The sequence below is a fragment of the Acinetobacter sp. BWR-L5 genome (genome assembly GCF_039655985.1).
GTDB lineage: Bacteria > Pseudomonadota > Gammaproteobacteria > Pseudomonadales > Moraxellaceae > Acinetobacter > Acinetobacter johnsonii.
In genome coordinates this window covers 421393-447672 of sequence record NZ_JAGFEV010000001.1, presented here as the reverse complement: position 1 = coordinate 447672, position 26280 = coordinate 421393, and the positions used below count along the sequence as shown (strand labels likewise).

General features: G+C 41.3%; 23 protein-coding genes. 11 read left to right on the top strand and 12 right to left on the bottom strand.

Annotated features, from left to right (window positions below; translation table 11 throughout):
• Positions 1-36: 36 nt before the first annotated feature.
• The 3 genes from JZ787_RS02215 to JZ787_RS02205 form a co-directional block, all read right to left on the bottom strand.
• Complete coding sequence (locus JZ787_RS02215) at positions 37-1584, bottom strand: hypothetical protein (protein ID WP_346311521.1); 1548 nt, start codon at positions 1582-1584, stop codon at positions 37-39.
• A 144-nt stretch (positions 1585-1728) separates the two neighbouring features.
• Positions 1729-1896: a hypothetical protein gene (locus tag JZ787_RS02210; RefSeq protein WP_004694400.1), complete on the bottom strand. Its 168-nt coding sequence runs from the start codon at positions 1894-1896 to the stop codon at positions 1729-1731.
• A 129-nt stretch (positions 1897-2025) separates the two neighbouring features.
• Positions 2026-2643, bottom strand: a complete 618-nt coding sequence (locus JZ787_RS02205) for a rhomboid family intramembrane serine protease (RefSeq protein ID WP_004981045.1) — start codon at positions 2641-2643, stop codon at positions 2026-2028.
• 160 nt (positions 2644-2803) lie between these two features.
• Here JZ787_RS02205 and nfuA point away from each other — a divergent pair, with 160 nt between their 5' ends.
• The gene (nfuA, locus tag JZ787_RS02200; protein ID WP_004981041.1) at positions 2804-3442 is read left to right on the top strand and encodes a Fe-S biogenesis protein NfuA; all 639 of its coding nucleotides are present in this window, start codon (positions 2804-2806) and stop codon (positions 3440-3442) included.
• A 174-nt stretch (positions 3443-3616) separates the two neighbouring features.
• Positions 3617-5677 carry a TonB-dependent receptor gene (locus JZ787_RS02195; RefSeq protein ID WP_346311520.1) on the top strand — a complete coding sequence of 687 codons (2061 nt, stop codon included), beginning with the start codon at positions 3617-3619 and terminating at the stop codon, positions 5675-5677.
• Between the two features lie 49 nt (positions 5678-5726).
• Here JZ787_RS02195 and JZ787_RS02190 read toward each other — a convergent pair whose 3' ends face one another.
• On the bottom strand, positions 5727-6728 hold the full coding sequence (locus tag JZ787_RS02190) for a hypothetical protein (protein ID WP_234951416.1): 1002 nt from the start codon (positions 6726-6728) through the stop codon (positions 5727-5729).
• A 15-nt stretch (positions 6729-6743) separates the two neighbouring features.
• Positions 6744-7775, bottom strand: a complete 1032-nt coding sequence (locus JZ787_RS02185; protein ID WP_148826457.1) for an alpha/beta hydrolase — start codon at positions 7773-7775, stop codon at positions 6744-6746.
• Positions 7776-8085: 310 nt separating this feature from the next.
• Here JZ787_RS02185 and JZ787_RS02180 point away from each other — a divergent pair, with 310 nt between their 5' ends.
• The gene (locus JZ787_RS02180; protein WP_004981036.1) at positions 8086-8700 is read left to right on the top strand and encodes a carbonic anhydrase; all 615 of its coding nucleotides are present in this window, start codon (positions 8086-8088) and stop codon (positions 8698-8700) included.
• Between the two features lie 30 nt (positions 8701-8730).
• Here the strand turns inward: JZ787_RS02180 and JZ787_RS02175 are convergent, their stop codons facing one another.
• A complete protein-coding gene (locus JZ787_RS02175; protein WP_346311519.1) occupies positions 8731-9372 on the bottom strand; it encodes an arylesterase in 642 nt (213 codons plus the stop codon).
• Between the two features lie 11 nt (positions 9373-9383).
• Here JZ787_RS02175 and JZ787_RS02170 point away from each other — a divergent pair, with 11 nt between their 5' ends.
• Positions 9384-10112, top strand: a complete 729-nt coding sequence (locus tag JZ787_RS02170) for an ABC transporter ATP-binding protein (RefSeq protein ID WP_087010517.1) — start codon at positions 9384-9386, stop codon at positions 10110-10112.
• 1 nt (position 10113) lies between these two features.
• A complete protein-coding gene (locus JZ787_RS02165) occupies positions 10114-12603 on the top strand; it encodes an FtsX-like permease family protein (RefSeq protein ID WP_346311518.1) in 2490 nt (829 codons plus the stop codon).
• 30 nt (positions 12604-12633) lie between these two features.
• Here the strand turns inward: JZ787_RS02165 and JZ787_RS02160 are convergent, their stop codons facing one another.
• Positions 12634-13449, bottom strand: a complete 816-nt coding sequence (locus JZ787_RS02160; protein WP_346311517.1) for a rhomboid family intramembrane serine protease — start codon at positions 13447-13449, stop codon at positions 12634-12636.
• Positions 13450-13526: 77 nt separating this feature from the next.
• On the opposite strand from JZ787_RS02160, the gene mtgA reads away from it, so the two are divergent.
• Entirely contained in the window at positions 13527-14201 is a 675-nt protein-coding gene (mtgA, locus tag JZ787_RS02155; protein WP_004694386.1) for a monofunctional biosynthetic peptidoglycan transglycosylase, read from the top strand.
• Positions 14202-14311: 110 nt separating this feature from the next.
• Positions 14312-16396, top strand: coding sequence for a polyphosphate kinase 1 (gene ppk1 / locus JZ787_RS02150; protein WP_125274041.1), 2085 nt, complete (start codon positions 14312-14314; stop codon positions 16394-16396).
• An 88-nt stretch (positions 16397-16484) separates the two neighbouring features.
• On the opposite strand, the gene oxyR is transcribed toward ppk1, so the two are convergent.
• The 4 genes from oxyR to rubA all read right to left on the bottom strand — a co-directional run bounded on the left by oxyR (position 16485) and on the right by rubA (position 19808).
• On the bottom strand, positions 16485-17387 hold the full coding sequence (gene oxyR, locus JZ787_RS02145; RefSeq protein WP_004981021.1) for a LysR family transcriptional regulator OxyR: 903 nt from the start codon (positions 17385-17387) through the stop codon (positions 16485-16487).
• Between the two features lie 13 nt (positions 17388-17400).
• Positions 17401-18339: an alpha/beta hydrolase gene (locus JZ787_RS02140; RefSeq protein ID WP_346311516.1), complete on the bottom strand. Its 939-nt coding sequence runs from the start codon at positions 18337-18339 to the stop codon at positions 17401-17403.
• A 57-nt stretch (positions 18340-18396) separates the two neighbouring features.
• Entirely contained in the window at positions 18397-19575 is a 1179-nt protein-coding gene (locus tag JZ787_RS02135) for an FAD-dependent oxidoreductase (protein ID WP_346311515.1), read from the bottom strand.
• Positions 19576-19643: 68 nt separating this feature from the next.
• Complete coding sequence (gene rubA, locus JZ787_RS02130) at positions 19644-19808, bottom strand: rubredoxin RubA (RefSeq protein ID WP_004694381.1); 165 nt, start codon at positions 19806-19808, stop codon at positions 19644-19646.
• Positions 19809-20322: 514 nt separating this feature from the next.
• Between rubA and JZ787_RS02125 the strand changes: the two genes are divergently transcribed.
• On the top strand, positions 20323-20865 hold the full coding sequence (locus tag JZ787_RS02125) for an adenine phosphoribosyltransferase (RefSeq protein WP_238953045.1): 543 nt from the start codon (positions 20323-20325) through the stop codon (positions 20863-20865).
• A gap of 36 nt (positions 20866-20901) precedes the next feature.
• Here the strand turns inward: JZ787_RS02125 and JZ787_RS02120 are convergent, their stop codons facing one another.
• Positions 20902-21408 (bottom strand): YqiA/YcfP family alpha/beta fold hydrolase, encoded by a 507-nt coding sequence (locus tag JZ787_RS02120; protein WP_010326266.1) that lies wholly within the window; start codon positions 21406-21408, stop codon positions 20902-20904.
• Positions 21409-21685: 277 nt separating this feature from the next.
• Between JZ787_RS02120 and lysS the strand changes: the two genes are divergently transcribed.
• From lysS to cysD, 3 genes are all read left to right on the top strand, one after another.
• Positions 21686-23212 carry a lysine--tRNA ligase gene (gene lysS / locus JZ787_RS02115; protein ID WP_004694374.1) on the top strand — a complete coding sequence of 509 codons (1527 nt, stop codon included), beginning with the start codon at positions 21686-21688 and terminating at the stop codon, positions 23210-23212.
• A 139-nt stretch (positions 23213-23351) separates the two neighbouring features.
• On the top strand, positions 23352-24797 hold the full coding sequence (locus tag JZ787_RS02110; protein WP_346311514.1) for a capsule assembly Wzi family protein: 1446 nt from the start codon (positions 23352-23354) through the stop codon (positions 24795-24797).
• Between the two features lie 462 nt (positions 24798-25259).
• Positions 25260-26174 carry a sulfate adenylyltransferase subunit CysD gene (gene cysD, locus JZ787_RS02105; protein ID WP_346311513.1) on the top strand — a complete coding sequence of 305 codons (915 nt, stop codon included), beginning with the start codon at positions 25260-25262 and terminating at the stop codon, positions 26172-26174.
• The last annotated feature ends 106 nt before the right edge of the window (positions 26175-26280 follow it).

Genomic DNA, 26280 nt, shown 5'->3' with positions numbered 1-26280 from the left:
TTTTTGCTCTGTATTTTTGAAGCGGGTTTTCAAGGTCTACTTTTTCAGTAAAGCAAATACTTTGTTGAGTGGTAGCTTGTCTGCGGCAAAACCATAAAGCGCAGCAAAGGGTAGTGCGGTACGTGCTAAATAAGCGACACGCCATAAGCCACCGTGATTGGCACCATGCATCATCAGCTCTAGAGGATGTTCAAGTTTGTTCTCTGGATTGGCTACAGACTCAGGATTGCGCAGATCATGGATCCATAAAGCCGCCATGATGGCATTGGTGGTTGCTGGCTTAAAGGCTTCAACATCAAACAAGCTCGCCCCATTAAATGCGGCTTTGAGCAGTGGATTTTTGGTGACAGAATGCGTGGTGGTTGATGGCGCAATATTGATGCTGACGCGTTGACCTTCCGAGCGAGCAAGCGTTGCACGCCACTGCTGAATACGTTTAGCCAATGCATAGTTTGGCCCTTGCTCAATCACTAAACAGTCGGTGATGCCGTAAGACTTGTCATTATCTGATTCGACGAGGTCATGTAGGTTTTTCTTAAAGAAAAGTTGCCCGCTGAGGGTTGAAATACTCTTGCTGATCACTTGCTGTGTTTTAGAGCGTCCACTGAACTTTTGCTCAGATGCGGTAATGACTTCTTCTGGAACTGCATAGACATCGGTAGGTGTACACATATACATCAAACTGGTATCTGCTTTTTGTGCACTGACATATTGCATGATCGCATCCATTGCAACGGAAACGCGGACATGTTTTTCACCATCCAAATAAGCAATCGCAGCCAAATCTAACTGATGTGGGTTTTGTACCAACCATTGTGCAATTTCAGGTACTTGTGTCAGTAGGTTTGCGCCTAGTTTTTCTTTTAAAACAGCGACAGGTGTTTCTGCACTCAGCGCTTCAACCGATGGGGCATATAGCGTGGCATTGCCGTGTTGGATAGTGTCTAAAATTTTGCCCCATACACGACTATTGGGTAAATCAACCGCCACAATATTGGCTTTCCATTGGGCTAACCATGTGAGTGGACCTGCTTCAGAGGCCGCACCGAACAAAACCATCGTGCGATCTGATAAATCAAACCATTCAGGATGTTCTACACAAGCAATCAGTGCTTCAGCATGGCTTGGTTCAATCACACCTGCATCTAACCATGTTTGGATTTGTGCAAGTAAAGTACCCCCTTTGAGTTGTTGGCCTTTATAAGGCACTGACCATTCAGGCGTCGCATGACTTTCGCCTTTGAGTTTAATAGTATGCAGTGGTGCGCTTTCAAGTGACATTACATCTTTGAGGAGATGCTTTTGCCCATCTCGATAAAACTCAAACACATTATGTGCTTTGTTGAGCCCATCTTGTGCCATTTGAATCGGTGCAATTTGATTACGAATCCCAAATTCAACTAAGGATTTAAAATAGCGTGGATATTGTTTACGCCAGTTCTTTTCTGTAAGTGCAGTAACAGAGGTTTGGTGATCAACATTGGCTAAGGCCTCTGCAATAATCTCTTTCCCTGTACGTGAGGTACTAACTTTTTGTGTTTTCGAGTAAATTGGAAATTGAAGACCATCTAAGGGATTGGACATGCAAGAAATCTCACTGGCATTTGCTATTTATATACAGTTGTAAACATTATCTATGCCAAATCAAATTCCTGCTTGGCATTTCATGCCAAATTTATGTAAAAATATATGTAATAAAAAAGCCTTCTGAACAGAAGGCTTTTGAGTTTAGCAGCGACCTTTTTTGGCCTGTCCGGGTGGACAGAAATCGCCTTGGCCATGAGGATAATAAGAACGATCAGGATCGACGATGATACTCCCTTCAGGGGTGTGTACCGCACAGGCTGTAAAACTGAGGCTGATCATCAAGGCTGCAAATATAGACATTATTTTCATCGCAATTTCCTTGGTTTATAGTTGTCCTGATGTTTATTGTAAAAATCAGGACCACCCGTTGCTGTGAAAAAATGTTACTAAGCCTATATGCGTATGGATGCAATCCATTTGCAATCTAGGGGTTCGGCTTTAAATAGGTAACTGGGTTAATTTGTTCAGAAAGTGTGGGATAAGACGCGGCTCTAAAATTAAGGTCATGATGACCCCATAAGCAGCTCCCCAAAGATGGGCGCTATGATTGATGTTGGAGTTGCCTTTTTTACCTGACCAGATGCTATATGCCACGTACAACACTGCAAAAATAATCGCAGGTACGGGAATAAAAAATACAAAAATCAGCTTCCAAGGTTCAAACAACACATAAGCGAACAATACCGCAGAGACCGCACCAGAAGCACCAAGGCTTGCCCAGCGCACATCATTTTTATGTTTTAAATAACTTGGTAAAATGGCAAAAATTAAACCACCCAGATAAAACAAAATAAAGCCTAACTCATAGAAGTATTGACGGTAAAAACTTTCAATAATGCTACCAAAGAAAAACAAGGTGAACATATTGAACAGGAGATGCATACCATCGGCATGAATAAAGCCATGTGTAATAAAACGATCGTATTGTCCACGTTGCATCGCAGGAGGCCAGAAAATCAGACGGTTCATCACGTTCTGATTTGAAAATGCCACCATAGAAATAATGACAGTAATAATAATGATCGTAACTGTATGATTAAAAGGTAAATCCAACATTTCTGAGATGTTCTACATATAACTATCTTGTGGTCATAATGCCATTAAATTGAGCGAAAAGATGAACTTTCACAATAAATCCGACAATTTTGGTTGATTTTTTTTAATTACCCCGCATCTTCAGTTAAAATAGCAACTTCAGCTTGAGGAAATGATTGTTATGTCGACTGAGAACAGCAGCACTGCAGTTGCAGAGGAAATTCCAAACTTATTGATTACTCCGACTGCACAAGAGTATTTACGTGATTTATTAGAAAAACAAAATACACCGGGCATTGCTGTACGTGTATTTGTTGAAAATCCGGGTACACCACGTGCTGAATGTTGTATGGCATATAGCGCGCCTGAAGAAGTGATCCCAACCGATTACCGTCAAGATTATCCAGACTTTCCTGCGTATATCGATACACCGTCTATTCCATATCTATTAGATGCAGTGATTGATTACAACAAAGACCGTTTTGGTGGGCAGTTAACTTTCCGTGCACCAAACTCGAAAGTACCACGCGTTGGTCCTGATGCATCGATTGAAGAGCGTATTACATATATTCTTCAGTCTGAAATTAACCCAGGTCTAGCAGGGCATGGTGGTAACTGTGCATTGGTTGAAGTTGTTGAAGATGAAGAACATGGTTTAACGGCTGTACTGAAATTCGGTGGTGGTTGCCAAGGTTGTTCAGCAATTGACGTCACCTTGAAACAGGGTGTTGAAACGACCCTGCAACAACACATTCCTGAGTTACGTCGTGTGATTGACCAGACGGATCATACGCAGGCTGAAGGCGCGTACTTCAAATAAATTTGAATCCACTTTACCAAATAACCTCCTTAAATTAGGGGGTTATATTTTATCTAAAGCTAAAATGTAATTGAGAATAATTATCAATATTTATTGCAATATGTTTATCGTTTGTTAAAATGCCCTACGAAATTTACACAATCTCTCCTTTTTTTGTATTTGGGTGTATGCGTTATGGGTAAAAATCTGACGAGATCAACTTTAGCTTTGGCTGTTGTAGGGGCAATGAGTTCATTTGCGATGGCAAATGACGTTGTGGAAACCACAAAAGAGAAAGAAGCAACACAATTACAGACGATTGTTGTATCGGCAACGGGTTATGAGCAGGATGTTTCAAAAGCACCAGCATCAATTACTGTGATTAGCCGTGAAGAATTAGATAAGCGTGAATATAACGATATTACAGATGTTTTGAGAAGTGTTCCGGGTGTTGTCATTACGGGTGAAAATGCAAGTCAAACAGTTAGTATTCGAGGAATGTCTTCGAATTACACCTTGTTCTTAGTCGATGGAAAGCGTCAATATTCTAAAGATGTTAATCCAAATGGCGATGACTATGGTATGGAGAAAAACATTCTTCCTCCAGTTGCATCTATCGAACGCATTGAAATTATCCGTGGTCCAGCATCTACATTGTATGGTTCTGATGCAATGGGTGGTGTAATTAATATTATTACTAAAAAGGTGACGGATGTTTGGACTGGGAATGTTGAGTTAGGCACAACTATTCAGGATAAAAATAATTCTGGAGACATCCGTAATGGTTCTGTTTATTTAGCAGGGCCGATTATTCAAGATAAAGTTGGCTTGCAGTTAGGTCTAAATCGTTTAGAGAGAAAAGAAGACTCTTATTTAGGTGGTTTTACAGGCCATACAACGGAAAGTTTAAATTCACGTTTAACTTATGTGCTTAATGATCAACACGACTTAGCTGTAGAGGCAAATTTCTTCACGCAAGAGTCTGAGGCTACGGCAGGTAAAACGGTTGCGGTAACAGGTACTGACTCTGCAAGTCGAAATATACGTAGTGTTTATGCCTTAACGCATAATGGGCGATATACCGATAATTTGGATAGTAAATCTTATATTCAATATGAAAATTCTAAAAACCCAGATCGTGAAAATACAGTCGTGGGAACGAAGGGAATTGATTTAGAAACATGGACTGCAAATACACAGTGGAATTGGTTGTTAGGTAATCATACACTGGCTTTTGGTGGGTATTATAAAGATGAAAGTTTGTTAGATCGAGCAACAAACCGAAATCCGTTGGTTCCAGAGTTTGATGAATTGACACGTTGGTCAGCTGCTGCATTCTTAGAAGACACATGGAGTTTAACCGATCGCTTTAATTTAACGCTTGGGGCCCGTTATGACCATGATGAACTATATCAAGGTAATATTTCTCCGAGAGTTTATGGTGTTTATAACTTTACTGACCAATTTACCGTGAAGGGTGGGGTTTCTACAGGTTATAAACAACCAGATATTCGTTCTGTGACTGACGGCTTCTATAGTGTGACAGGAGGAAGTGGTTCTCCAACAACAACGGGTCGAGGAATTATTAAAGCAAATCCAGACCTAGAACCAGAATCAACTGTTACTTCAGAGTTAGGTTTTTACTGGAACAATGATCACGTTAATACCTCTATTACAGGTTATGTAACTCAGTTTAAAGATCGAATTGAAGAAATTCGTGAATGTGATTCAACGGGTAATGCTGACTACAACCGTAATGATGTTTCAACGTGGAAATGTTCTGAAAACGGTATTCCATTTGCATTTATCAGCACACGTGAAAACATTGGTAAAGCTGAGTTACGTGGTGTAGAGGTGACATTTGATGCCAAATTAGCTGAATATACAACCTTAACTGCAAATTATACGTTTACAGATACAGAAATTAAATCAGGTCAATTTAAAGGGCAGCCTTTAAATGGCATGCCTGAACATGTATTTAATGTAACAGTAGATCATGACTTAACCGATGCTTTGAATATTTGGAGCCGATTACATGTGCGCGGAGAAACTACACCGTATTTAGGTCGCTCAAGTATGTCTGACCCAATTCCTGGATATAACTTCCTCGATGTTGGTTTCAACTATAAATTTGCACCAAACTTGAAAGGTAAATTTGGTGTTTATAATGTGTTAGATGAAACTGCACAGAATGCTGATGGCGAGCAAACTTTAGATGGTCGTCGCTATGGTGTAAGTTTTGTTGCTAATTTCTAATACATAGAAATAAGAATTAAAGACCCGTTTCTTCAACGGGTCTTTTTATTTAGGGGATTAAAATACTCTGTGCTTGGTCAGAATAATAAAACTGTTCTAAATAATAGCGTGCTCGATCACGTAAGTAATCAGAACGAATGAGCTCTTGAATAATAGGGTTCAACAAATCTTGAAGTTGATTTTGGACTAAGGCTTCGTCGATATTTAAGTCACGTAGGAGTAAATCAAAAGGCCGTTCTTGGTTACGAATATACCAAGCGTAAACACCATCATGCACCTGTTGCTGGAGATAGTCGGTTTGACGCATATGCTCCCAAATTTCGTGACCCATAGCGACGGTTTGAGGCAAGTCCTGTACTTCAATATAATTTTTCAAAACTGATAAAGGCATATCTTTGATTTTGTGCCAGAGGTTGGCTTGAAAGTGATATAGCTTTTCATCATTAAAGTTTTGATTTAACACTTGTTCGCTCATTTGACTGAGTTTTAAGATGTTCTTTTGCAAATAATGCCCAATAGTGTCATTTAGGTTTGAGTCTGTGACGGTTTCCAGTACGGACTTGCCCATTTTCATAAAACTAGAAACACCCGGCACACGTTTAGTCATCACAGAGTTGTTCAAATAGTCTTGAATCGAGTGTTGAATCAGCTGGGTAATCATGGCTGAAAAAGCTGGGTTATTTACCACAGTTTTAATTAGACGCTGACGATGCCCACTTTTACTCGCGACATACTGCGCAATTTTATCGATGGTGAGTACAGGAATCACATCGGCAATTTTTGTTGTTTCATTGATGGGGTGAATCAAAGCAAACTTGATATGCTCAGCAATTTGTGAAATCAGATGATCGGTTGCAGGTGTGGCTAAGATTTGTTTTTGCAACAGCGCATTGATGTCTTCAAAGCTCCACAGTTGCTGCAAAGTTTGTTTTCTAAACCAGTGATAAAAGAGGGTGGATTCATTTTGTACGGTACTTGCTTGCGAAAACTCATGATCTAAAAAATTAAGATGAGCTTCAATGAGCTGCTCAATCATCGGGTGTTTCTGCATACGTACTCAACAAAATTAATTTAGTGGAATCAGTTTATCAGCCAATGGATTTTTTAACTTTTGTGTTTTTGCAAGAAAAGGCAGGTAGTGCTGTGCAACAGCTTGTTCTGCCTCCAAAAGTGGCATATGACCAACATTGTTAAGGATGACAGGAGCTTCAGCACGTTTCAATAAAGATTTGAGCTCATTCGCCACTTCGACATTGATAATTTTGTCCTGCTTACCCCATAAAATGAGGGTGGGTGCTTCAATGTTACGGGTCACTCGGGCAAAGGAGTCTGTGGTATAAATTCGGTTCAAGGTCACCAATTGATCAATCACTTTACTGTTTTTTTCAGCTTGAGTAATTAACTGTTTTTCTTGGGCGCGTTTTAAATAATAGGGCATTTTGATTGGGGTTTGCATGACACGTTGCATTACATCATCTAAATCGCCCGGCTTGCTCACAATCAAGTGCTTTAAATATTGCGGGTCTTTGGCATAGTTGGTGTTGGCGTTTTTATAAATGCCTGCACTGTTTAATAGAAACAAACTTTGCGTGTCAAAAGGATATTGCGCGGCATATAGGGTTGCAATAGAACCACCGATAGAATGTCCTGCAACATTCAGCTTATCTTGTATATGAATGGCTTCAACAAAACGTCGGAGTCGCTCTGTGACATTTGGCATAGAGAGATCAAAATCATCAGGGACTTTGGTGTCGCCATTGGTCGGAAGGTCAGGGATGACCACGTGGTAATACGGCGTTAGAAACTGTGCCACACGGTTCCAATTGTCCCGATTTCCAGCAAAACCATGAATCAACAAAATAGTCGGTTTATCAACTGCACCACCTTCGTTATAGCTCCAAACGATATCATCCACTTTAAGTGTTTTAGTTTTTAAGCCGGCGGTGACGCGTTCTTGTAGAAGGTAGCTTTGTAAACTGAGTTTGTCTTTGATGATGGTATTTTCGACCGCATGGCTGGCGAAAGAAAATGACAAAGCTAAGGCGAATAGACCGGCCTTTAGACTTTGTTTCAAGACGGATTTTGAGCGCATCATCATGGTTCATCCTTAAACGGAGATGAATGAAAAAACTGACCGAATAAGATAAAAATGCTCTGATTTTGAATAGTTTTTATGTTTATTTACAGGTCTGTTTGATTCTAATAGCTTTCATGCAAATGTCATTAATTATTTATTTGAAAGGATATACTGCATTTGGATAAAGTGTGAACTGTGTAATGGTTTTATTGATATAAAATGCAAATTTAAAATTAAGCAAAAAAAGAAGCCGCTATGTTTTTTGCAAGTGACAATCAATTTCGCTGGGATTAAACTAGTCCAACTTAATAACAACCGAGTGGGAAAGGGAATGCTAACAGCTCAAGAAGCTTTAAGCCGTCTAAAACAAGGTAACCAACGTTTTGTAGCGGGTGAGACAACCCACCATAAGCAATTGTCTCACCAAGCACGAGCAGAGATGGCGGAAGACCAAAATCCATTTGCCATTGTACTGGGATGTTCTGATTCTCGTGTGCCTGCAGAAATGGTATTTGACCAAGGTTTGGGTGATCTGTTTGTTATTCGTGTTGCAGGAAATGTAGTTGCACCTTCACAGGTTGGCAGTGTTGAGTTTGCTGCTGAGCGTTATGATTGTGCGGTAGTTGTGGTACTTGGTCATAGCCACTGTGGCGCGATTCAAGCCACCATTGACACTCTGATGAACCCAGATAGCCCACCTTCTGCAAACTTGATGTCGATTGTAAACCGTGTACGTCCTTCGGTTGAAACCTTGATGCAAACTGAACTGAAACATGACTTATGCAAACTGTCTAAACACGCGGTGCGTTCAAATGTATTTGCCTCTGTAAATCAGTTACGTCATGGCTCAGCTGTGCTTGAAAGCTTGATTGCTAAAGGCAAGTTACAAGTGGTTGGCGCTGAGTACTCACTTGAAAGTGGTGAAGTGGTTTTTTTTGACTTCTGATCAGCGGATATGATCAGAATAAAAGGCGCTTTATAAAGCGCCTTTTATATAGGGATAAGCTAAATTTAATAAAATAGGCTGTGCCTTGCTATTTGGATGGACCAAATCTTTTTGCATCAAGCTTTTATTTCCCGCTACACCTTCCAAAAAGAAGGGCAGCAATTTAACTTTGTATTGTTGACTGACCACTTTGTAATTATTTTCAAATGCCTTGCTATAGGCTGTGCCATAGTTTGGTGGCATTTTCATCCCCAAGACAACCACAGTGGCATTGGCTTTTTGACTCTGTTGAATCAATTGCGCTAAATTTTTTTGAATCATCTGAGGTGGCTGGCCCCGCAGTCCATCATTCCCGCCAAGCTCAATCACCACCACATTTGGCTTATGCGTTTGTAACAGTTTGGGTAAACGAGCCAAAGCGCCACTGGTGGTTTCACCACTCACACTGGCATTGACCACTTTGTGTTGTTTCGGATACTGTTGGTCTAACCGTTTTTGCAGTAAATTTACCCATGCTTGCTGTGGTTCTATGCCATAACCTGCACTAATGCTATCTCCTAAAACCATCACGGTTTTTGCAAAAACCCAAGTGGGGCTTAGGCACAGTGCAAGCAAAACCAAGTATGAACTGATACGTTTTTTAAATTTGCGATTTTGCACGAATATTTGCATATAGGGATGTTATGACCCAAGTTCATAGTGATGTAAGCATCATGCCACAAGTGATTATTTCTGCCCAGCAACTGACACAAAAGATTAAACTTCCGCAAAAAGAACTGACCATTTTCTCAGATTTGAGTCTGAGCATATTAGCAGGTGAACAAGTCGCAATTACAGGACGTTCAGGTTCAGGAAAATCTACCTTACTGGGTATTTTGGCGACTTTAGATCAGGCTAGCGGTGGTGAGTTAATCGTTTGTGGTGAAAGTATTTCCAAGCTCAATGAAGAACAGCGTGCACAGGTGCGTTTAAAGCATATTGGCTTTGTGTTTCAGTCCTTTCAACTGCTACCACACCTGACTGCTGTTGAAAATGTGATGCTGCCGTTACGGCTTCATGCATCATTTAACTTCGCTGAAGCGGAGCAACGCGCTTTGAGTTTGTTGCAAAAAGTTGGATTGGAGCGACAGGCCACCCAAACACCGAAGGTACTTTCGGGTGGGGAGCAGCAGCGCGTCGCAATTGCCCGTGCGCTGATTGCTGAGCCAAAAATTATCTTTGCCGATGAACCAACAGGAAACTTAGACAGTCAAACTGCGCGAGAAATTGAGCAACTATTGTTTCAATTGAACCGTGAGTTGGGTACGACCCTGATTTTAGTAACCCACGATCATACGCTTGCGGAGCAGTGCCAACGACATTTTGAATTACTCGATGGGCAGTTGATCGAACATCCTCGAACGGGAGGATAAAATGAATTCTTTATTTCAACCCTTACTGAAGCAAAGTTTTAAAAGTAGTGGTGTGTATTTATTGATTATTGCGTTGATTCTCGCGATCAGTGCAACGACTGCGCTGAAGTTTAGTAATGAGCAAATTCAAAATGCCGTAGCGCTGCAAGCCGCCGAGATGCTAGCAGGGGATTTGGTTTTAACGGACAGTCAAAAGCTCGATCCGAAATGGAAAGCGCAAGCGAAAGCTCTTAATTTAAAACAATCCGAAGTCACTGTCTTTAGTTCGATGGCATATACCAATGATCAGTTTGTTATGGTCAATGTGAAAGCCATCGATCAAGCTTTTCCTCTGCGCGGAGAGTTACGCATTCAGCCTGCGGCGAAGCATATTGCTTCGGATGAAGTGTGGTTGAGTCAGCGTGCTAAGGATTTGCTACAGGTTAAACTGGGCGATCAGCTGAATATTGCAGATGGTACTTTCAAGGTGACAGGTTTGATTGAGCATGATTCCAATCAAGAGTTGGGCTTTTCAGGTTTCTCGCCAACGGTGATTATTTCTGAAGCAGATATTGCCAAGACCAATGCCATACAAGTCGGTAGTCGGATTGACTATCGTTTACTGATGGCAGGTACAGCACAAAATACTCAGCAGTTTGAAGCAAATTTTAAGAAGCAAAATGCAGCACCTATGGACGTAGATGCGGCAGCTCAAAGTCCTAATGCGGAAGAACCACAAAACAGCTTACGCTTACGCAATGCCAGTGAGGGTAATACCCGCTTAATGAAACCAATTGCAAATTTGGACACTTTTTTGCAGTTGGCGAATATTTTAACAATTTTGCTGTGTGGAATTGCGATTGCTCTGACCAGTCAGCGCTTTGTACAACAAAACCAAGACCACATTGCGCTATTGCGTTGTATGGGGGCGGCGAAGTCACAAATTCTCTGGGCTTATCTCAGCTTGTTGGGTGTGGTGTTCTTACTTGCCATGCTGGTCGGGAGTGTCGTGGGTGTCGGGCTGGGTTATGGCTTGTTACAGTTGATGTTACAACTGATTCCACACTTAAGTATTGCGTTTTCAGCGTGGGATATGCTGCTCGGGCCGATTCCGATTGCCATGTTGACCAGTGCCGTAGTGCTTCTGGGTTTTGTCTTACCGAGTTTTTGGGAGCTTTTGAATACTCCACCGATACGTGTTATTCGCAGTCAAGAAAAATCGGTTTCGTCTATGTTTTGGATGCTGCTCGCAGGAACGGCAAGTCTGGTGCTGTTTAGTATCGTTCTGACTGAAAACATGGTACTGACAGCCATGGTGATTGGTGCAATTATCATTCTATGTGCAGTGTTATACAGTGTGGTCTGGCTGAGTTTGAAGTTTATCCGTGGCTTAAAAAATGCGATTTCTGCTTATGTCCGTACGCCTTATCAGACTGCATTTCAGATTACCGCTTTGGCTTTGGGGCTCAGTTTAATTACGGTCTTAGCTGTGCTACGAACCGATTTGTTAGAACGTTGGCAGCAACAAATTCCTGCGGGAACGCCCAATCAGTTTCTATATGGTTTACCGCCTTTTGACATGCCTGAGTTAAAAGCACAAATTGAGCAGAACCACTGGAACAGTACGCCGCTCTATCCGAATATTCGAGGTAGACTGATTGCCAAAAATGGACAGCCTTTTGCTGCGGATTTGGTGAAGCAAAATAATTCCTTGCGCCGCGAATTAAATTTGACTCAAGCAGACAGTTATCCTAAAGACAATATGATTGTCTCTGGCGCATCAAAACTCACAGCAAAAGGACAAGTTTCGGTAGAAGCCAATACCGCAACAGAGCTTGGGATAAAAGTGGGGGATCAACTGACCTTTAGCTTACCAGAGGGTGTCATTCACGCCAAAGTGGCAAACTTAAGAACTGTAGAATGGGAAAGTTTTAGTCCAAACTTCTTCTTTATTTTTGCGCCCCAAACTATGGATGAAAATGCGGGCAGTTATTTGGGTAGTTTTTATGTACCCGAGTCTGACAAAGCGAAATTGGTCAGTATCATTCAACAATTTTCCAACACCGTCTTTATTGATGTCAGTTTAATTTTAGATGAAATTAAGCGCATCGTGACGGTGCTGGTGCAGATTGTCACGATCCTTGCAGTTTTAGTGAGTATTTCAGGTATTCTGGTTTTAATTGCGTGCCTGAACTTACTCATGGATGAGCGCAAACGTGAGGTGGCGCTATTACGTTCATTTGGTGGTTCCAAGCAAAAACTCAGAAGCATGCTCAGTCTAGAAATTGGCTTTATTGGTTTTATGGCAGGTGTGGTTTCTTGTTTATTTGCTGAAGCAATAAGTGCGGTCGCATGTTATCGCATGGGATTAGCCATTCAGCCACACTGGGAAATCTGGCTCATTTTACCACTGTTCATGACCTTACTCTGCGCGCTGATTGGGCGTTATCGATTAAGTTATCTCAGTGATATTCCACCTTTACAAAGTTTGAGAGAGATCAATCAATCGTGATTGATCTCTTAATACGTTAAGTGTTGAATCTTAGAAATTGAGCTGTTGACGCATCATCATTAACACTTCTGACCATAAGGGTTGAATATAGACCACAAGGTTTTGGCAGTGTAAGTAAACCCAATACGAACCGCAGGCTGCCAAAACAAGGCTCAGCGGCATAATCCAACGCTGCTGCGTTTTTTGGGAGAGATACCAAAGTGCCGCCAAAACAGCACCCATCAACATGCCGCCAATATGTGCGGCATTATTAATACCTGAAATCATAAAGCCCATGGCTAAGTTGATTCCCATCACGATGAGCAGGGTCTTTTTATCTAAAATAAAACGTTGCTGTGGGAGCATCGGCAGAAGGGATAGAACCGTCAGTGCTGCCCCCAGTCCCATGACCGCACCTGAAGCCCCTGCACCGACACGCGGCAAGAGTTCAGGGTTTGCTAAACCCTCACGAATTAGTTCATAACTGTCTTGAATGGCAATATAACCACTGAGCAAGCTACCCATGAGACCAGCAAGAACATATAGCGCAAGAAAATAGACACGTCCAAACATTTGCTCCAACACACTGCCAAAAATATACAACGCCCACATGTTCAACATGAGGTGAACCAAGCCAAAATGAAAGAACATACTGCTCAATAAACGCATCGGTTCAGCCAAGAAGGTAAGTGGTGCATAGTCTGCTCCCCAGCGTATGGCATCGGCTGTACTTGGATTGCTGACATCCATGCCATGCAGGACTTGCCAAAAAAACAGCCCAACATTCACGGCAATAATGACGGCGGTAATCCACCATAAATGTACGTCAAATTTTGTTTTGATTTGCGGAGGTGTAAGCTCGGTCATGCTATTCTTGCTAAAATTTTGCTATATTTGCCCAAGCTTAGCATGAATAAAAATGATTTTTGGAGTAAGCCACTGGCATGAAAGCTTTTATTGTTCGTAGTTTGTTAGTCGTTGTCAGCTTCGTGCTTTTGGTACAGTTGTGGATTTTTGCAAGTCTAGCGTGGTGGCGTTACAAGCCAGTGGAAACCACCATGTTTATGCGGATTGATTATTGGTCTGAGCCATCTAAACCCATTCAACATGAATGGCGTGATTATGATGAGATCAGTGAGTACATGAAAAAAGCCATTGTTGCGGCTGAAGATGGCAAATTTATGCAACATCATGGTTTTGACTGGGATGGGATTCAAGCGGCGCTTGAACGTAATAATGACACGGGCAAAGTGGTTGCGGGCGGTTCGACGATTTCTCAGCAATTGGCCAAAAACTTATTTTTATATAACAAGCGTTCATTCATTCGTAAAGGTCAGGAAGCTGTTGCAACTTGGATGATGGAACGGATGTGGAGCAAAGAACGCATCTTAGAGGTATATCTGAACTCGGTGGAGTTTGGCGATAATATCTATGGCGTCGAAGCTGCAACCCAACACTACTTTGGTAAAAGTTCACGTAGCTTAAGCCGAGAGCAGGCGGTCTTTTTAGCGGCCATTTTACCCAATCCGAAATACTACCAAGACCATCAAAATGACCGTAAGTTGCAAAACCGCGAGCGCATGATTCGAAAGTATATGCGCTATAGCGATATCCCTTAATTTGATTGATCTGAAAAAGCCCAAATTTATGGGCTTTTTTTTATGAAATTGTCACAAAATTGAAGCATACTTATCATGATAAAACGCATTCAAATAATCAAAGGTTAGCTATGAATACGGCAGCAAGCACATCTCCGATACTACAACCTGAATACGCGTATAACGATCGCTATATTAACCGTGAGTTATCGATATTAGATTTCCATTTACGTGTATTGGAACAAGCCGTAGATCCTTTACATCCGCTGTTAGAACGGATGAATTTCTTACTGATTTTTTCACGTAACTTAGATGAGTTCTTTGAAATTCGTGTTGCAGGCGTCATGGAACAGTTAGATCTGGGCAATGAAAGTCGTAGCCCCGATGGCTTAACCCCACGCCAAGTTCTCGACCAAATTTCACAAACTGCACATGCTGCAATTGAACGTCAGTATCGTATTCTCAATGATGAAATTTTGCCAAAACTGCGTGAGGAAGACATTTGCTTCTTACGCCGTGGGGAACTGACGCCTGCACAGTCTTCATGGGTGAAGAAATATTTCCAAGAACAGGTCGCACCTGTCTTAACACCGATTAGCCTTGACCCTGCGCATCCATTTCCGCGTTTAGTGAATAAAAGTCTCAACTTTATTGTGACTTTGGAAGGGAAAGACGCATTTGGTCGTCAGATTGATTTGGCCGTTGTGCCTGCACCACGTTCATTGCCACGTGTGGTTCGTCTACCGGATGAACTCACAGGTGGAAAAGAGCATCATGTGATGCTTTCAGCCATTATCCATGAGCATGTTTCTGACTTGTTCCCAGGGATGACAGCAACTGGCTGTTATCAGTTCCGTGTCACACGGAATGCCGATTTGGCGCTCAATGAAGATGTGGAAGACTTAGCCAAAGCGCTGAAAGGTGAGTTGAGTTCGCGTCGTTTCGGACGTGCAGTACGTTTAGAAGTTACACAAAACTGTCCAGAACATATCTATAACTACTTGCTAGATGAATTTGATCTGCATCAGGAGCAGTTGTATAAAGTCGAAGGACCTGTGAACTTGGCGCGTTTATTGTCCAATTTTAAACGTCCACATCTACGTTATGACGCACATATTCCTGTTATTCCTAAAGTGTTGAAAAAGTCGGAAAGCATGTTCTCTGCAATGCAGAAGCAGGATATTTTACTACATCATCCGTTTGAATCTTTCGCACCTGTGATTAACTTGTTGCGTGAAGCAGCACGTGACCCACAAGTGTTGGCGATTAAACAAACCCTCTACCGCAGTGGTGCAGACTCTGAAATTGTACAAGTCCTAGCAGAAGCAGCACGTAATGGGAAAGAAGTTACCGCGGTGATTGAGCTGCGTGCGCGTTTTGATGAAGAGTCAAATATCGAAGTAGCAAATGTGCTACAAGAAGCGGGCGCAGTGGTTGTTTACGGCATTGTGGGCTATAAAACTCATGCCAAAATGATTCTTGTGGTACGCCGTGAAAATAATAAACTCGTTCGTTATGTGCACTTGGGAACGGGTAACTACCATGCGGGTAATGCACGAATTTATACCGACTATGGCTTGCTCACGACCGATAAAGAGCTATGTGAAGATGTACACCGTATTTTCCAAGAACTGACGGGTATGGGGAAAATGGCGAAGCTGAAAAAGCTACTTCATGCGCCGTTTACGCTCCATGCACAACTGATCAATTTTATTGATGATGAAATTGCCAATGCGAAAGCGGGTAAGAAAGCGCAGATTATTGTGAAAGTGAATGCACTAACTGAAGTGCAACTGATCAACAAGCTGTATGAGGCATCGCAGGCGGGTGTACAAATTGATCTCATTATTCGTTCAATTTGTTGTCTACGCCCAGGCTTGCCAGGGCTTTCGGAAAACATTCGTGTACGTTCGATCGTGGGGCGTTTCTTAGAACATACGCGTGTTTTCTATTTTAGTAATAATGGCGATGCGCGTATTTATGGTTCGAGTGCCGATTGGATGGATCGGAATCTATTTAATCGTGTTGAGGCCTGTTTCCCAATTGAAGATCCAGCTTTGAAAAAACGTATTTATCAGCAAGGGTTGTTGACCTATTTGCAGGATAATCAACAAGCTTGGTTACTACAGGGTGATGGAACTTGGCTTCGTGCGACGCCAGCTGAAGGCGAAACCGAGCATAATGCACAGCGTTATTTGCTAGATGTGATTAAATAACTTTAGAGGGGTGCTTTGGTCTAAAAAAGATTCAGGCACAAAAAAAAAGGAGTCATGTTTGACTCCTTTTTTATGCACTAAAATAAGCTTAGTGCAGATCTTGAGTAATTTTTTGCAGGATTTGTAATAGAACATCAAATTCGCTTTGTAGCGGGGTGCTTTTACGTGTCACCAAAGCCAAGATACGGCTTGGAGCAGCTTCAATTTGTTTGACCATCAAATCTGGATTCGCTTTAATCATATTGGTATGAATTGCGATTTCAGGTAATAAGGTAAAACCAAGATCAGCCGATACCATTTCTACAAGGGTCGGTAAAGAACTCGCTTTTAAACGATGGTCGTTTTTACGCTCACCAATTGGGCAGGCACTTAAAGTGTGGTCACGTAAGCAGTGGCCTTCTTCAAGCAACATTAAACGTGAAAGGTCTAAGTCGTCCAGCGATTTGGCTTGGCTTGCAATATCTGATTTATTGCAGACCAAAAACAAACTTTCTTTTGCGACTTCAGCAACTTTTAAGCCACGTGTATCAAAAGGTAGAGCCAAAACGACCATGTCTAAATTGCCATGTTCGAGTTTTTCTACAATTTTCTCACTTTGCGCTTCGTGTAAATGTAGTTGAATTTTAGGGAGTTGCTTATGCACTTCATCTAACAATTGCGCCAGAATAAATGGCGCAATGGTTGGAATAACACCTAGATGTAAATCACCAGTTAAAGGCTCGCTCATTTCTCGGCTTAAACGCATCAGGTCTTGAGCATCTGCCAGTAGAACACGAGCACGAGCAACGACTTGCTCGCCTAGAGGAGTTAAGCGCACATTTTGGCGATCACGCTCTACAAGTACGCCACCGAGTAGGCGTTCAAGCTCCATAATCCCGCCCGACAAAGTCGATTGGGTTACAAATGAACGGCGTGCAGCTTCAGTGAAATGCAGCGTTTCTGACAGTGTAACGAGATATGACAGCTGTCTTAAGGATGGTAATGCAGCCATAGTGTCCTAATGATTATGATTTAAAGTGTTGTGCAAATAATTCGCTAAGATTTGGAATGAAGTGCGGTGGGATATCATGCCCCATTCCATCAATTAATTCAAATTTAGCACCCATAATTGCCTTCGCAACGGCCTTTCCGTGACTAGGCGGGAGTAAACGGTCTCGCGAACCGTGCACCACAAGGGTCGGTTGTTGAATCTGTTTGTCCAGTTGCAATAAAGAACCTGTACATAATATTGCTAAAAACTGTTGAAGTACACCCGCAGGGTAATAACTTCGGCGATATAATTTGCGAGAAGTCTGAATTGACTCGATTGGATTGTGATAATCAGGTGAGCCAATAAGCTTAAACACTTTCAAAGAATGGCTTACAATTCCTTCTTCATCGGTCGATTCAGGTCGACCAATTAGACTAAAGAGTTGCTTTGGAAAAGGGGGAGGTAGTAAAGGTTGGTTGTTACTGGTGAACATTAAGCCGAGCTTTTTGACTTTTTGTGGATGACGCGCTGCTAGAATTTGCCCAATCATACCGCCCATGGATGCGCCAATCACATAGCTTTCATCTAAACCTAAACGGTCTAAGAGTAGTGCCACATCGTCAGCCATGTCGTATAAGTCATAAGGTGCACCACGGTTATCTAAACCTAAAGCAAAACGCCCCATTAGTTTGAGGGTGTTTAAGCGTGGACCTTGATGTTTAATTTTTGAAGATAAGCCAATATCACGGTTATCAAAGCGAATGATACGAAAACCTTGATCAATCAGAGATTTACAGAAGAAATCAGGCCAAAATAAGAGCTGTGCTCCTAAGCCCATGATCAAAACAATGGTCGGATGATGGTCTTCTCCACCGATTTCGACATGGAGTTCAATACCATTGCCTAAGTCGACTTTGGTTTCGCGCATGAAAGAGGTATAGGGTGAAAGATTATATTGGAGTGCGCTATTCATTATTGTAATCCTCACATAAAGGACATCTATTGTTATAAATGTCCTTTTATTTAAACTCTAAACCTGTGCTGGAATCAAGTCTGGAACCAGTTTTGTTAATGCTAAACGTTGTTTCGCTGCGGTTGCTCCAAGCAGTACGAAGCCGCGAAGTGTACCTTGACTGTCTAGGGCTTTGGCAATCATGCCATCGTCTAATTCCTCAGTTTCCCAGTTCACCTCTGCATCAATTGGTGCAGGTAAAACAGTGAGCGGTGCAGCGGGTGTTTTAACTGCTACAGGCATAGCAGGGTAATGCACCGCAGTGGTCTCGCCATTTAAGGTTTTCGCTAAAGCGCGTGCTTGCTGCATAATTGGCATGACATAAGGTAGCAAGAGTCCATTGACTTCAGCACAATCTCCGACCGCGTAGATATGCGGCTGATTGGTCTCAAGTTGTGTATTGGTCAAAATGCCACGACTGGTTTGAATATCTGCCTCTTTTGCAAGGGAAATGCTTGGTTGTAAGCCAATTGCAGATAAAACAACATCGGCAACTAAAGACTGACCGTTGGCCAAGGTCACAACATAGTCACCATTTTCAATTTTAGACACTTTTTCAACTGTGGTGCCAAGGACAAAATGAATACCCGTTGCCTCAAGGTTTTCTTTAAAGGCAGTTGAAACATGCGCTGGCAATAAACGGCCCAAAGGCTGGTTTGCCAAGTCGATAACGGTGGCTTGATGGCCTGTATGTTGTAAATCATTGGCAAATTCACAGCCGATGAGACCAGCACCTAAAATGACTACGCGTTTGTCTGCACGCTTATCAAGTTCTGCACGGAAGGTTTTATAGTCGTCTAGATTGTTTACAACTTGAATGTTATTGCTTCCATCGCCCGCAATGGCTAAGCGAATTGGGTTTGCACCTACCGCTAAAACCAATTGAGAGTAGGGCTGTGTAGATTCAGCGCCATCTTTAATAACGGTTAACTGCTGCTGTTCAGCATGAATCTCTTTCACCCAAGTATGCGTGGCAATTTGCATTTTCAGTTGTGTTGCCATTTTCTCTGCATCACCCAAAGCAATCTGTTCAGGCGCTTTGTTGGCAACAAAGGCATTGGACAATGTTGGTTTGGCATAATTAGTCGCATCATCTGCACATAGCATAAGCAGCTCTTGTTCAGGGTTCAGCTTGCGAAATTCACGTGCTACAGCATAGCCTGCCATACCTGAGCCAATGATGACGATGGGATGCATAAGGTTCTCCAGAGATTATTTTAAAGACGTAAAAAAAGACCATGCTGCATGGTCTTTAACACTATGAATTAGATTTCAACCATTTCAAAATCGATTTTTGACACGCCACAATCTGGGCAAGTCCAATCGTCAGGGATATCGTCCCATTTTGTTCCCGCTACGATGCCATCTTGTGGCCAACCTTCTGCTTCGTCATAAATCCATCCACAAACGATGCATTGATACTTCTTCATTTGACTCTCCAAAACGCTGAACAAGAAAGGGTTCAGCAAAATAATCCATTACGCAAGCTGCTACTCATCTGAGTGGTTAGCATACTTCGCTAATCTAAATTTTTACGCAGTTCTAATACGAATGTAAAGTAAATATCGGAGTTTAATGATTGAATCTATCTGCTAAAAGCGATGATCAGGACAAAACGTATCATTTAAAACCAGATCGCGTTTTGCGAATGTGTGAAGGTTATAGATAATTACATCTAAAAAAGATGCGTTTTTTCAGTCAGCTAGCCTTATAAAATTATTGATGTATAGACTAAGGTCGTGCTGTAAACTCAAAGTTAAATTGCTATTTTAATATTGAGTACATCTATACCTAATATTTATTAAATAAATGATTTAATTGAAAACAATAACTTACATAAAAATTTGGATTGTTCAGTCGGCTGCATAGCCAGTGCTTGACTGTTTTTTTAACAGATAAAGCTGTAAAATTCATCTATTCCTTTTCAAATTTTATTGATCTCCTATGAACAACTTGTCTACAACGTTGTGGTCGCACATTCGTACGGTCCAAGATTTTCCAAAACCTGGGATTTGCTTCTTCGATTTAACACCATTGTTTATGAGCAATATTGAGCCTTTAACCGATGCGTTAATTGCAAGTATTCCTGCTGAACAGTTGGCGGAAGTAGACAGTTTTGTTGCTGTAGAAGCGCGTGGCTTTGTACTTGCGAGCTTATTGGCACAGCGTTTAGGTAAAGGTTTATTGTTGGTGCGTAAAGCGGGCAAGCTGCCACCACCAGTGGTGGGCGTGGGTTATAGTTTGGAATATGGTTTAGACCGCTTAGAAATGGCAGCCAATACCCCATCGCAAAAAGTGATTATTGTAGATGACGTTTTAGCGACAGGTGGGACATTAAAAGCCGTTAATCAGCTGGTGGCAAAATGTAATCATGAAGTGCTCGGTGCTAGTATTTTTCTTGATTTGCCTGATTTTCATGCTGACTTAGGTTTAAAGATTTGGTCAGTATTAGATGACAAATCGAAACCAGAATCTGTTGCTGCATAAGCACATTAAAAAGCCTTGGGACATCCAAGGCTTTTTTTATTTATATAAATATTGTTGTTCTAGATGTTCAATCAGTTGATTAATATTTTCAGGTTTAAGTAGTCGGTGATGTCCACCTTCAACCGCTTGAATCAACATATAATTTTCTAAAATTTCCTGTGCTGCATACATATCAATTAATTCATCTCCCAGCTCCAAGTAGGCCACTTGCGGTACATTGTGGTCTAAGTCAGTATCATTAATGCTTGGGTAATCATCGCGAAAGTCAGGGGCTAAGCGTGGGTTGGCAATCACACATGGAATTTGATGTAGCAGTGACATTTTCAATGCCCAATACGCACCAATACAATGTCCAACAATAATTTCAGGTTTTATTTTTTCAATAATATCGTCGTAGAAACTGGCTACGGTAGAAAAATTGAGATAGCGATAATCGATATCGATACAAAATTTCTGCTTTGCATCAATGGCATGGAATTTAGTGGACTCTCGCGAGGAGTCTAATCCATGCAAAAACAAAATTTTAGATTCGCATCTGCTCATGATTTATCATTCAATTAAAAAACTAAATTATTTTATGAGTGGAGAAAAGTTTACTTTTCCACGATTTATAACATCCATTGTAGAGGGATTAACCGTGAAATGAAGTTAGCTTTTGGTCTAAGAAATAGACAAACCTTTTATACTGTGGGTGTCTTAGCTCTGAAATAAACAGGATGTATACTTTTTTATATACCGTGCGGTTTTTGATGATGCTCATTCGTTTGGAATTCTGCTATGCTATGCAACTTCCGTTTTTTAATACATATACGAGGCAGAGATGACGCAACAAAACGCTCAATCGACTTCTGAACAAGCCATTTCCGAAAACGATTTAATTGCACAGCGTCATGCCAAGTTAAAGCAGATTGAAGATCAAGCCAAACAAGCGGGCACTAGCCCATGGCCAAACACCTTTAAACGTGAACATTATGCGCAAGACTTACAAGATCAATTTGCAGACAAAAGCAAAGAAGAAATTGAAGCAGCAGAGCATGTTTATGTGTCTGTAGCGGGTCGTGTGATGTTGAACCGTGGTTCATTCATCGTGATCCAAGATATGACGGGTCGTATCCAATTATATGTAGCGCGTAAAGAGTTAGCACCAGAAACCTTAGAAACTATTAAGAGCTTAGATCTTGGCGATATTATCGCGGTGAAAGGTTATATTGGTCGTTCAGGTAAGGGTGACCTTTATGTACATATTGAACACTTTGAGCTTTTAACCAAGTCGCTTCGTCCACTTCCAGATAAATTTCATGGTCTAAACGATACTGAAGTTAAATATCGTAAGCGTTATCTTGACCTGATTGTGAACGAAGAAACACGTAAGACTTTTGAAATCCGTGCCAAAGTGGTGTCAGGCATTCGTGCATTCTTAACTGAACAGCGCTTCATGGAAGTAGAAACACCGATGATGCATGTGATTCCGGGTGGTGCATCAGCGCGTCCATTTGAAACGCATCATAATGCTTTGGATATGCCACTTTTCTTACGTATCGCGCCTGAGCTTTACTTAAAGCGTTTGGTTGTTGGTGGTTTTGAGCGTGTGTTTGAAATTAACCGTAACTTCCGTAACGAAGGTGTTTCGACGCGTCACAATCCAGAATTCACTATGATTGAATTCTATCAAGCTTATGCAGACTATAAAGACTTGATGGAACTTACCGAAAATATGCTTGAACGCTTAGCGCTGGACATCTTGGGTTCAACCGATGTGCCTTATGGTGAAGAAGTTTATAGCTTCAAAGGTCCATTCAAGAAAATTTCAATGTTTGATGCCATTCTTGCACATAACCCGCAGTTCACGCCTGAAAATGTCAATGACCGTGAATTCTTGGCTAAATTTGTGCAAGAAGAGCTGAAAGAACAGGTAAAACCAGGTTTTGGTCTGGGCAAACTTCAAACCATCGTATTTGAAGAAACTGTTGAAACTCAGCTACGTCAACCGACTTTCATTACAGAATATCCAGCTGAAACATCGCCATTGGCACGTCGTAATGATCATAACCCACACATTACTGACCGTTTTGAGTTCTTTATTGGTGGTCGCGAGCTTGCGAATGGTTTCTCAGAGTTGAATGACCCGATTGACCAAGCTGAACGTTTCCAAGCTCAGGTTTCAGAAAAAGACGCAGGTGATGACGAAGCAATGCACTACGATGCAGACTTTGTTGAAGCACTTGAGTATGGTTTACCGCCGACAGCGGGTGAGGGTATCGGTATTGACCGTTTAGTTATGTTATTCGCTAATGCAGCAAGTATTCGTGATGTGATTCTGTTCCCACACATGCGTCATAAAAACTAAGTTTGATCTGAACATAAAAAGCCCGCATTCATTGCGGGTTTTTTTTGATATTTACAACATTACTAAATAGAAAAGCTTGTAAAAAAGAGATAAAAAAAATAAGGTAACACTAAGCTTTAAGTCCTGAGAATAAAACGGAATGTTTCTAAAAAAAACACTTGCAATCGCTGTGCTAATGGGTGCAACAACGAGTATCTTTGCTCAAGGTCTCGTTTTAAATGATCAAAATTTAAGAACAGATCTAAACTGGTTAAATCAGCAGGGTGTGATTCAAATTAGCACATCTACATGGCCAATGAGCGGTGATGAAATTCAAAGAGTATTGTCTCAGGCTAAAGTTGCGACTCCTGCTCAGCAAAAAGTTATTGAGTCAGTGCGAGCTCATCTCGATCGTGAGAACGCGATGTTTAAAGCACGTTTATTTGCTGAGAGTGATCAAAAACAAATTCCGCAAGCTTTTGGTGATCAAGAAAAGGCACAGTACCAAGCAGGTTTGGAATTTAATGCCGGTGGTGAAAATTGGGATGTTCGCCTTAGAGTGAATGGAGAAAAAGACCCACAAATTGATAATGGCCATGATGTGAATGTTGAAGGATCTTACATAGCTGGAAAATTGTGGAATCAATGGTTGATTGCTGGTCAGATACCAACATATTGGGGGCCAGGTCATGATGGGAGTCTTTTACGAGGTGATGCGAGCCGCCCAGTCTATGGCTTTACCGCTCAGCGTGCAGATCAATCAGCTTTTGAAACAAAATGGTTGTCATGGATTGGTCCGTGGCAATATCAAGCATTTGCAGGTCAATTAGATGACTATTCTGCTGTACCTGATGCTAAATTAGTGGGTCTACGTCTTACGGCACAACCTTTACCTTATTTAGAATTAGGCGCTTCACGTGCTTTTCAGTGGGGGGGCGAGGGACGACCAGAAAGTTTTAGCTCATTCTGGGATGCTATGATTGGAAACAAGGATAACGGTGGTACAGGAGAACCTGATCCGTCTAATCAGGTTGCAGGATTTGATGCTCGATTAAATTTTCAGCAGTTGTTGAGAGTGCCTATAAGTCTGTATGGACAATATGTAGGTGAAGATGAGGCTGGTGGTTTACCTTCTAAAAAAATGTATCTTGCTGGTGTGGACTATTCGTCATCTTTTAAAAATATGCCATATCAACTTTATACAGAATGGGCTGATACTCGAACCAATCGTGAAGCACAAGGTATTTCATATAACCATACTATATATAAAGATGGATATTACCAACATGGTTTCCCATTAGGCCATGCCATGGGTGGAGATGGTGAAATGGTATCTTTGGGTGGTGATATTCGATTCGATGCAATGAACCGTCTAAATGGTCGATTATTATTTGCAAAGGTTAATCAATCTGGTCGTATTACCAATGCCGCCTTTCCTGAAACAGATGATATTAAAGCTATCGATTTAACTTGGTCACATTACTTAAGACCATTTGTACCAATCAAAATTAATGGTTGGTTCAGTGATTCTGATTTACATGGTAATGATGCTGGTGCATCGATTGGTATAGAAATACCTTTGGATAAACGCGTTTTTCATTATTAATATTTGAGAGTAATAGAACCCGCATTCATTGCGGGTTTTTTATGGTTCGTGCAATTAGCTGAACTTTCTTTACTATCATGTTGATATATAAAATCAACAAGCTGTTCTGCATTGAGTGTTATTTTTAGTCTTCTAGGTTGCGGGTTTGGTGAGTCACATACATAGAACCTCAATGAAACCGACTTTAGGTATTTGTAAATGTATTGCCAAGCAGAAATATAGATAAAGAATCGAAGCGTGGAAGGCTGAATACTTTGAATGAAGTTGATGTAATATTTGAGTGTATTTAGGGATTTATGATCATTGAATAAAACTTATAGATCTTATCAATTTTGTTTTATATGAGGTTTTTGCATATAAATATAATAAAACAAGCAATAGTGTGTATAACTAAATCTTTATAATGAATATATATTTTTACATGTGTAATAAGTACACGATTTTTGTGAGTTGGTGCTGTCAATGTCATTAAATGAGGAAAGACTTACTCATCTTAAACAGCTTGAAGCTGAGAGTATTCATATTATTCGCGAAGTAGCTGCTGAGTTTGAAAACCCAGTAATGCTTTATTCTATTGGTAAGGATTCAGCCGTCATGCTGCATCTGGCGCTAAAAGCGTTCTATCCTGCCAAGCTTCCATTTCCGCTTCTACATGTAGATACGGGCTGGAAATTTAAAGACATGATTGCTTTCCGCGACAACATGGCAAAAACCCATGGCTTTGATTTGATCGTACATCAAAACAAAGAAGGGAAAAATGCGGGCATTAACCCATTTGATCATGGTAGCTCAAAATATACCGACATCATGAAAACTCAAGGCTTAAAACAAGCACTTGATAAATACGGTTTTGATGCGGCATTTGGTGGTGCACGTCGTGATGAAGAAAAATCACGTGCGAAAGAACGTGTCTATTCATTCCGTGACTCGAAACACCGTTGGGACCCAAAAAACCAACGTCCTGAACTTTGGAATCTTTACAACGGTAAAGTGAACAAAGGTGAAAGTATTCGTGTGTTCCCACTATCAAACTGGACTGAGCTTGATATTTGGCAATATATCTACTTGGAAAGCATTCCATTGGTTCCACTTTACTTAGCTGCAGAACGTCCTGTGGTTGAGCGTAGTGGCACCCTGATTATGGTTGATGATGAACGTATGCCTTTAAAAGAAGGCGAAGTTCCACAAATGAAATCGGTACGCTTCCGTACACTTGGTTGTTACCCACTTACGGGTGCAGTAGAGTCAACGGCAAATACCTTACCTGAAATTATCCAAGAAATGTTGCTTGCAACCAGCTCTGAACGTCAAGGTCGTATGATTGACCATGATGAAGCGGGCTCGATGGAGAAGAAAAAGCAAGAAGGTTATTTCTAAAATCTCCCCCTAACCCCTCTTTAGTAAAGAGGGGAGAACTCCCGAAAAAATGGAGGAAAGTCCTCCTTTATCAAAGGAGGATTTAGGTAGATTTGAAGATTAAAAA

What these genes read in the sequence shown, in the direction of transcription:
- JZ787_RS02215 (WP_346311521.1), bottom strand. Translation starts at nt 1,584, where the DNA reads ATGTCCAATCCCTTAGATGGTCTTCAATTTCCAATTTACTCGAAAACA.
- JZ787_RS02210 (WP_004694400.1), bottom strand. Translation starts at nt 1,896, where the DNA reads ATGAAAATAATGTCTATATTTGCAGCCTTGATGATCAGCCTCAGTTTT.
- JZ787_RS02205 (WP_004981045.1), bottom strand. Translation starts at nt 2,643, where the DNA reads ATGTTGGATTTACCTTTTAATCATACAGTTACGATCATTATTATTACT.
- nfuA (WP_004981041.1), top strand. Translation starts at nt 2,804, where the DNA reads ATGTCGACTGAGAACAGCAGCACTGCAGTTGCAGAGGAAATTCCAAAC.
- JZ787_RS02195 (WP_346311520.1), top strand. Translation starts at nt 3,617, where the DNA reads ATGGGTAAAAATCTGACGAGATCAACTTTAGCTTTGGCTGTTGTAGGG.
- JZ787_RS02190 (WP_234951416.1), bottom strand. Translation starts at nt 6,728, where the DNA reads ATGCAGAAACACCCGATGATTGAGCAGCTCATTGAAGCTCATCTTAAT.
- JZ787_RS02185 (WP_148826457.1), bottom strand. Translation starts at nt 7,775, where the DNA reads ATGATGATGCGCTCAAAATCCGTCTTGAAACAAAGTCTAAAGGCCGGT.
- JZ787_RS02180 (WP_004981036.1), top strand. Translation starts at nt 8,086, where the DNA reads ATGCTAACAGCTCAAGAAGCTTTAAGCCGTCTAAAACAAGGTAACCAA.
- JZ787_RS02175 (WP_346311519.1), bottom strand. Translation starts at nt 9,372, where the DNA reads ATGCAAATATTCGTGCAAAATCGCAAATTTAAAAAACGTATCAGTTCA.
- JZ787_RS02170 (WP_087010517.1), top strand. Translation starts at nt 9,384, where the DNA reads ATGACCCAAGTTCATAGTGATGTAAGCATCATGCCACAAGTGATTATT.
- JZ787_RS02165 (WP_346311518.1), top strand. Translation starts at nt 10,114, where the DNA reads ATGAATTCTTTATTTCAACCCTTACTGAAGCAAAGTTTTAAAAGTAGT.
- JZ787_RS02160 (WP_346311517.1), bottom strand. Translation starts at nt 13,449, where the DNA reads ATGACCGAGCTTACACCTCCGCAAATCAAAACAAAATTTGACGTACAT.
- mtgA (WP_004694386.1), top strand. Translation starts at nt 13,527, where the DNA reads ATGAAAGCTTTTATTGTTCGTAGTTTGTTAGTCGTTGTCAGCTTCGTG.
- ppk1 (WP_125274041.1), top strand. Translation starts at nt 14,312, where the DNA reads ATGAATACGGCAGCAAGCACATCTCCGATACTACAACCTGAATACGCG.
- oxyR (WP_004981021.1), bottom strand. Translation starts at nt 17,387, where the DNA reads ATGGCTGCATTACCATCCTTAAGACAGCTGTCATATCTCGTTACACTG.
- JZ787_RS02140 (WP_346311516.1), bottom strand. Translation starts at nt 18,339, where the DNA reads ATGAATAGCGCACTCCAATATAATCTTTCACCCTATACCTCTTTCATG.
- JZ787_RS02135 (WP_346311515.1), bottom strand. Translation starts at nt 19,575, where the DNA reads ATGCATCCCATCGTCATCATTGGCTCAGGTATGGCAGGCTATGCTGTA.
- rubA (WP_004694381.1), bottom strand. Translation starts at nt 19,808, where the DNA reads ATGAAGAAGTATCAATGCATCGTTTGTGGATGGATTTATGACGAAGCA.
- JZ787_RS02125 (WP_238953045.1), top strand. Translation starts at nt 20,323, where the DNA reads ATGAACAACTTGTCTACAACGTTGTGGTCGCACATTCGTACGGTCCAA.
- JZ787_RS02120 (WP_010326266.1), bottom strand. Translation starts at nt 21,408, where the DNA reads ATGAGCAGATGCGAATCTAAAATTTTGTTTTTGCATGGATTAGACTCC.
- lysS (WP_004694374.1), top strand. Translation starts at nt 21,686, where the DNA reads ATGACGCAACAAAACGCTCAATCGACTTCTGAACAAGCCATTTCCGAA.
- JZ787_RS02110 (WP_346311514.1), top strand. Translation starts at nt 23,352, where the DNA reads ATGTTTCTAAAAAAAACACTTGCAATCGCTGTGCTAATGGGTGCAACA.
- cysD (WP_346311513.1), top strand. Translation starts at nt 25,260, where the DNA reads ATGTCATTAAATGAGGAAAGACTTACTCATCTTAAACAGCTTGAAGCT.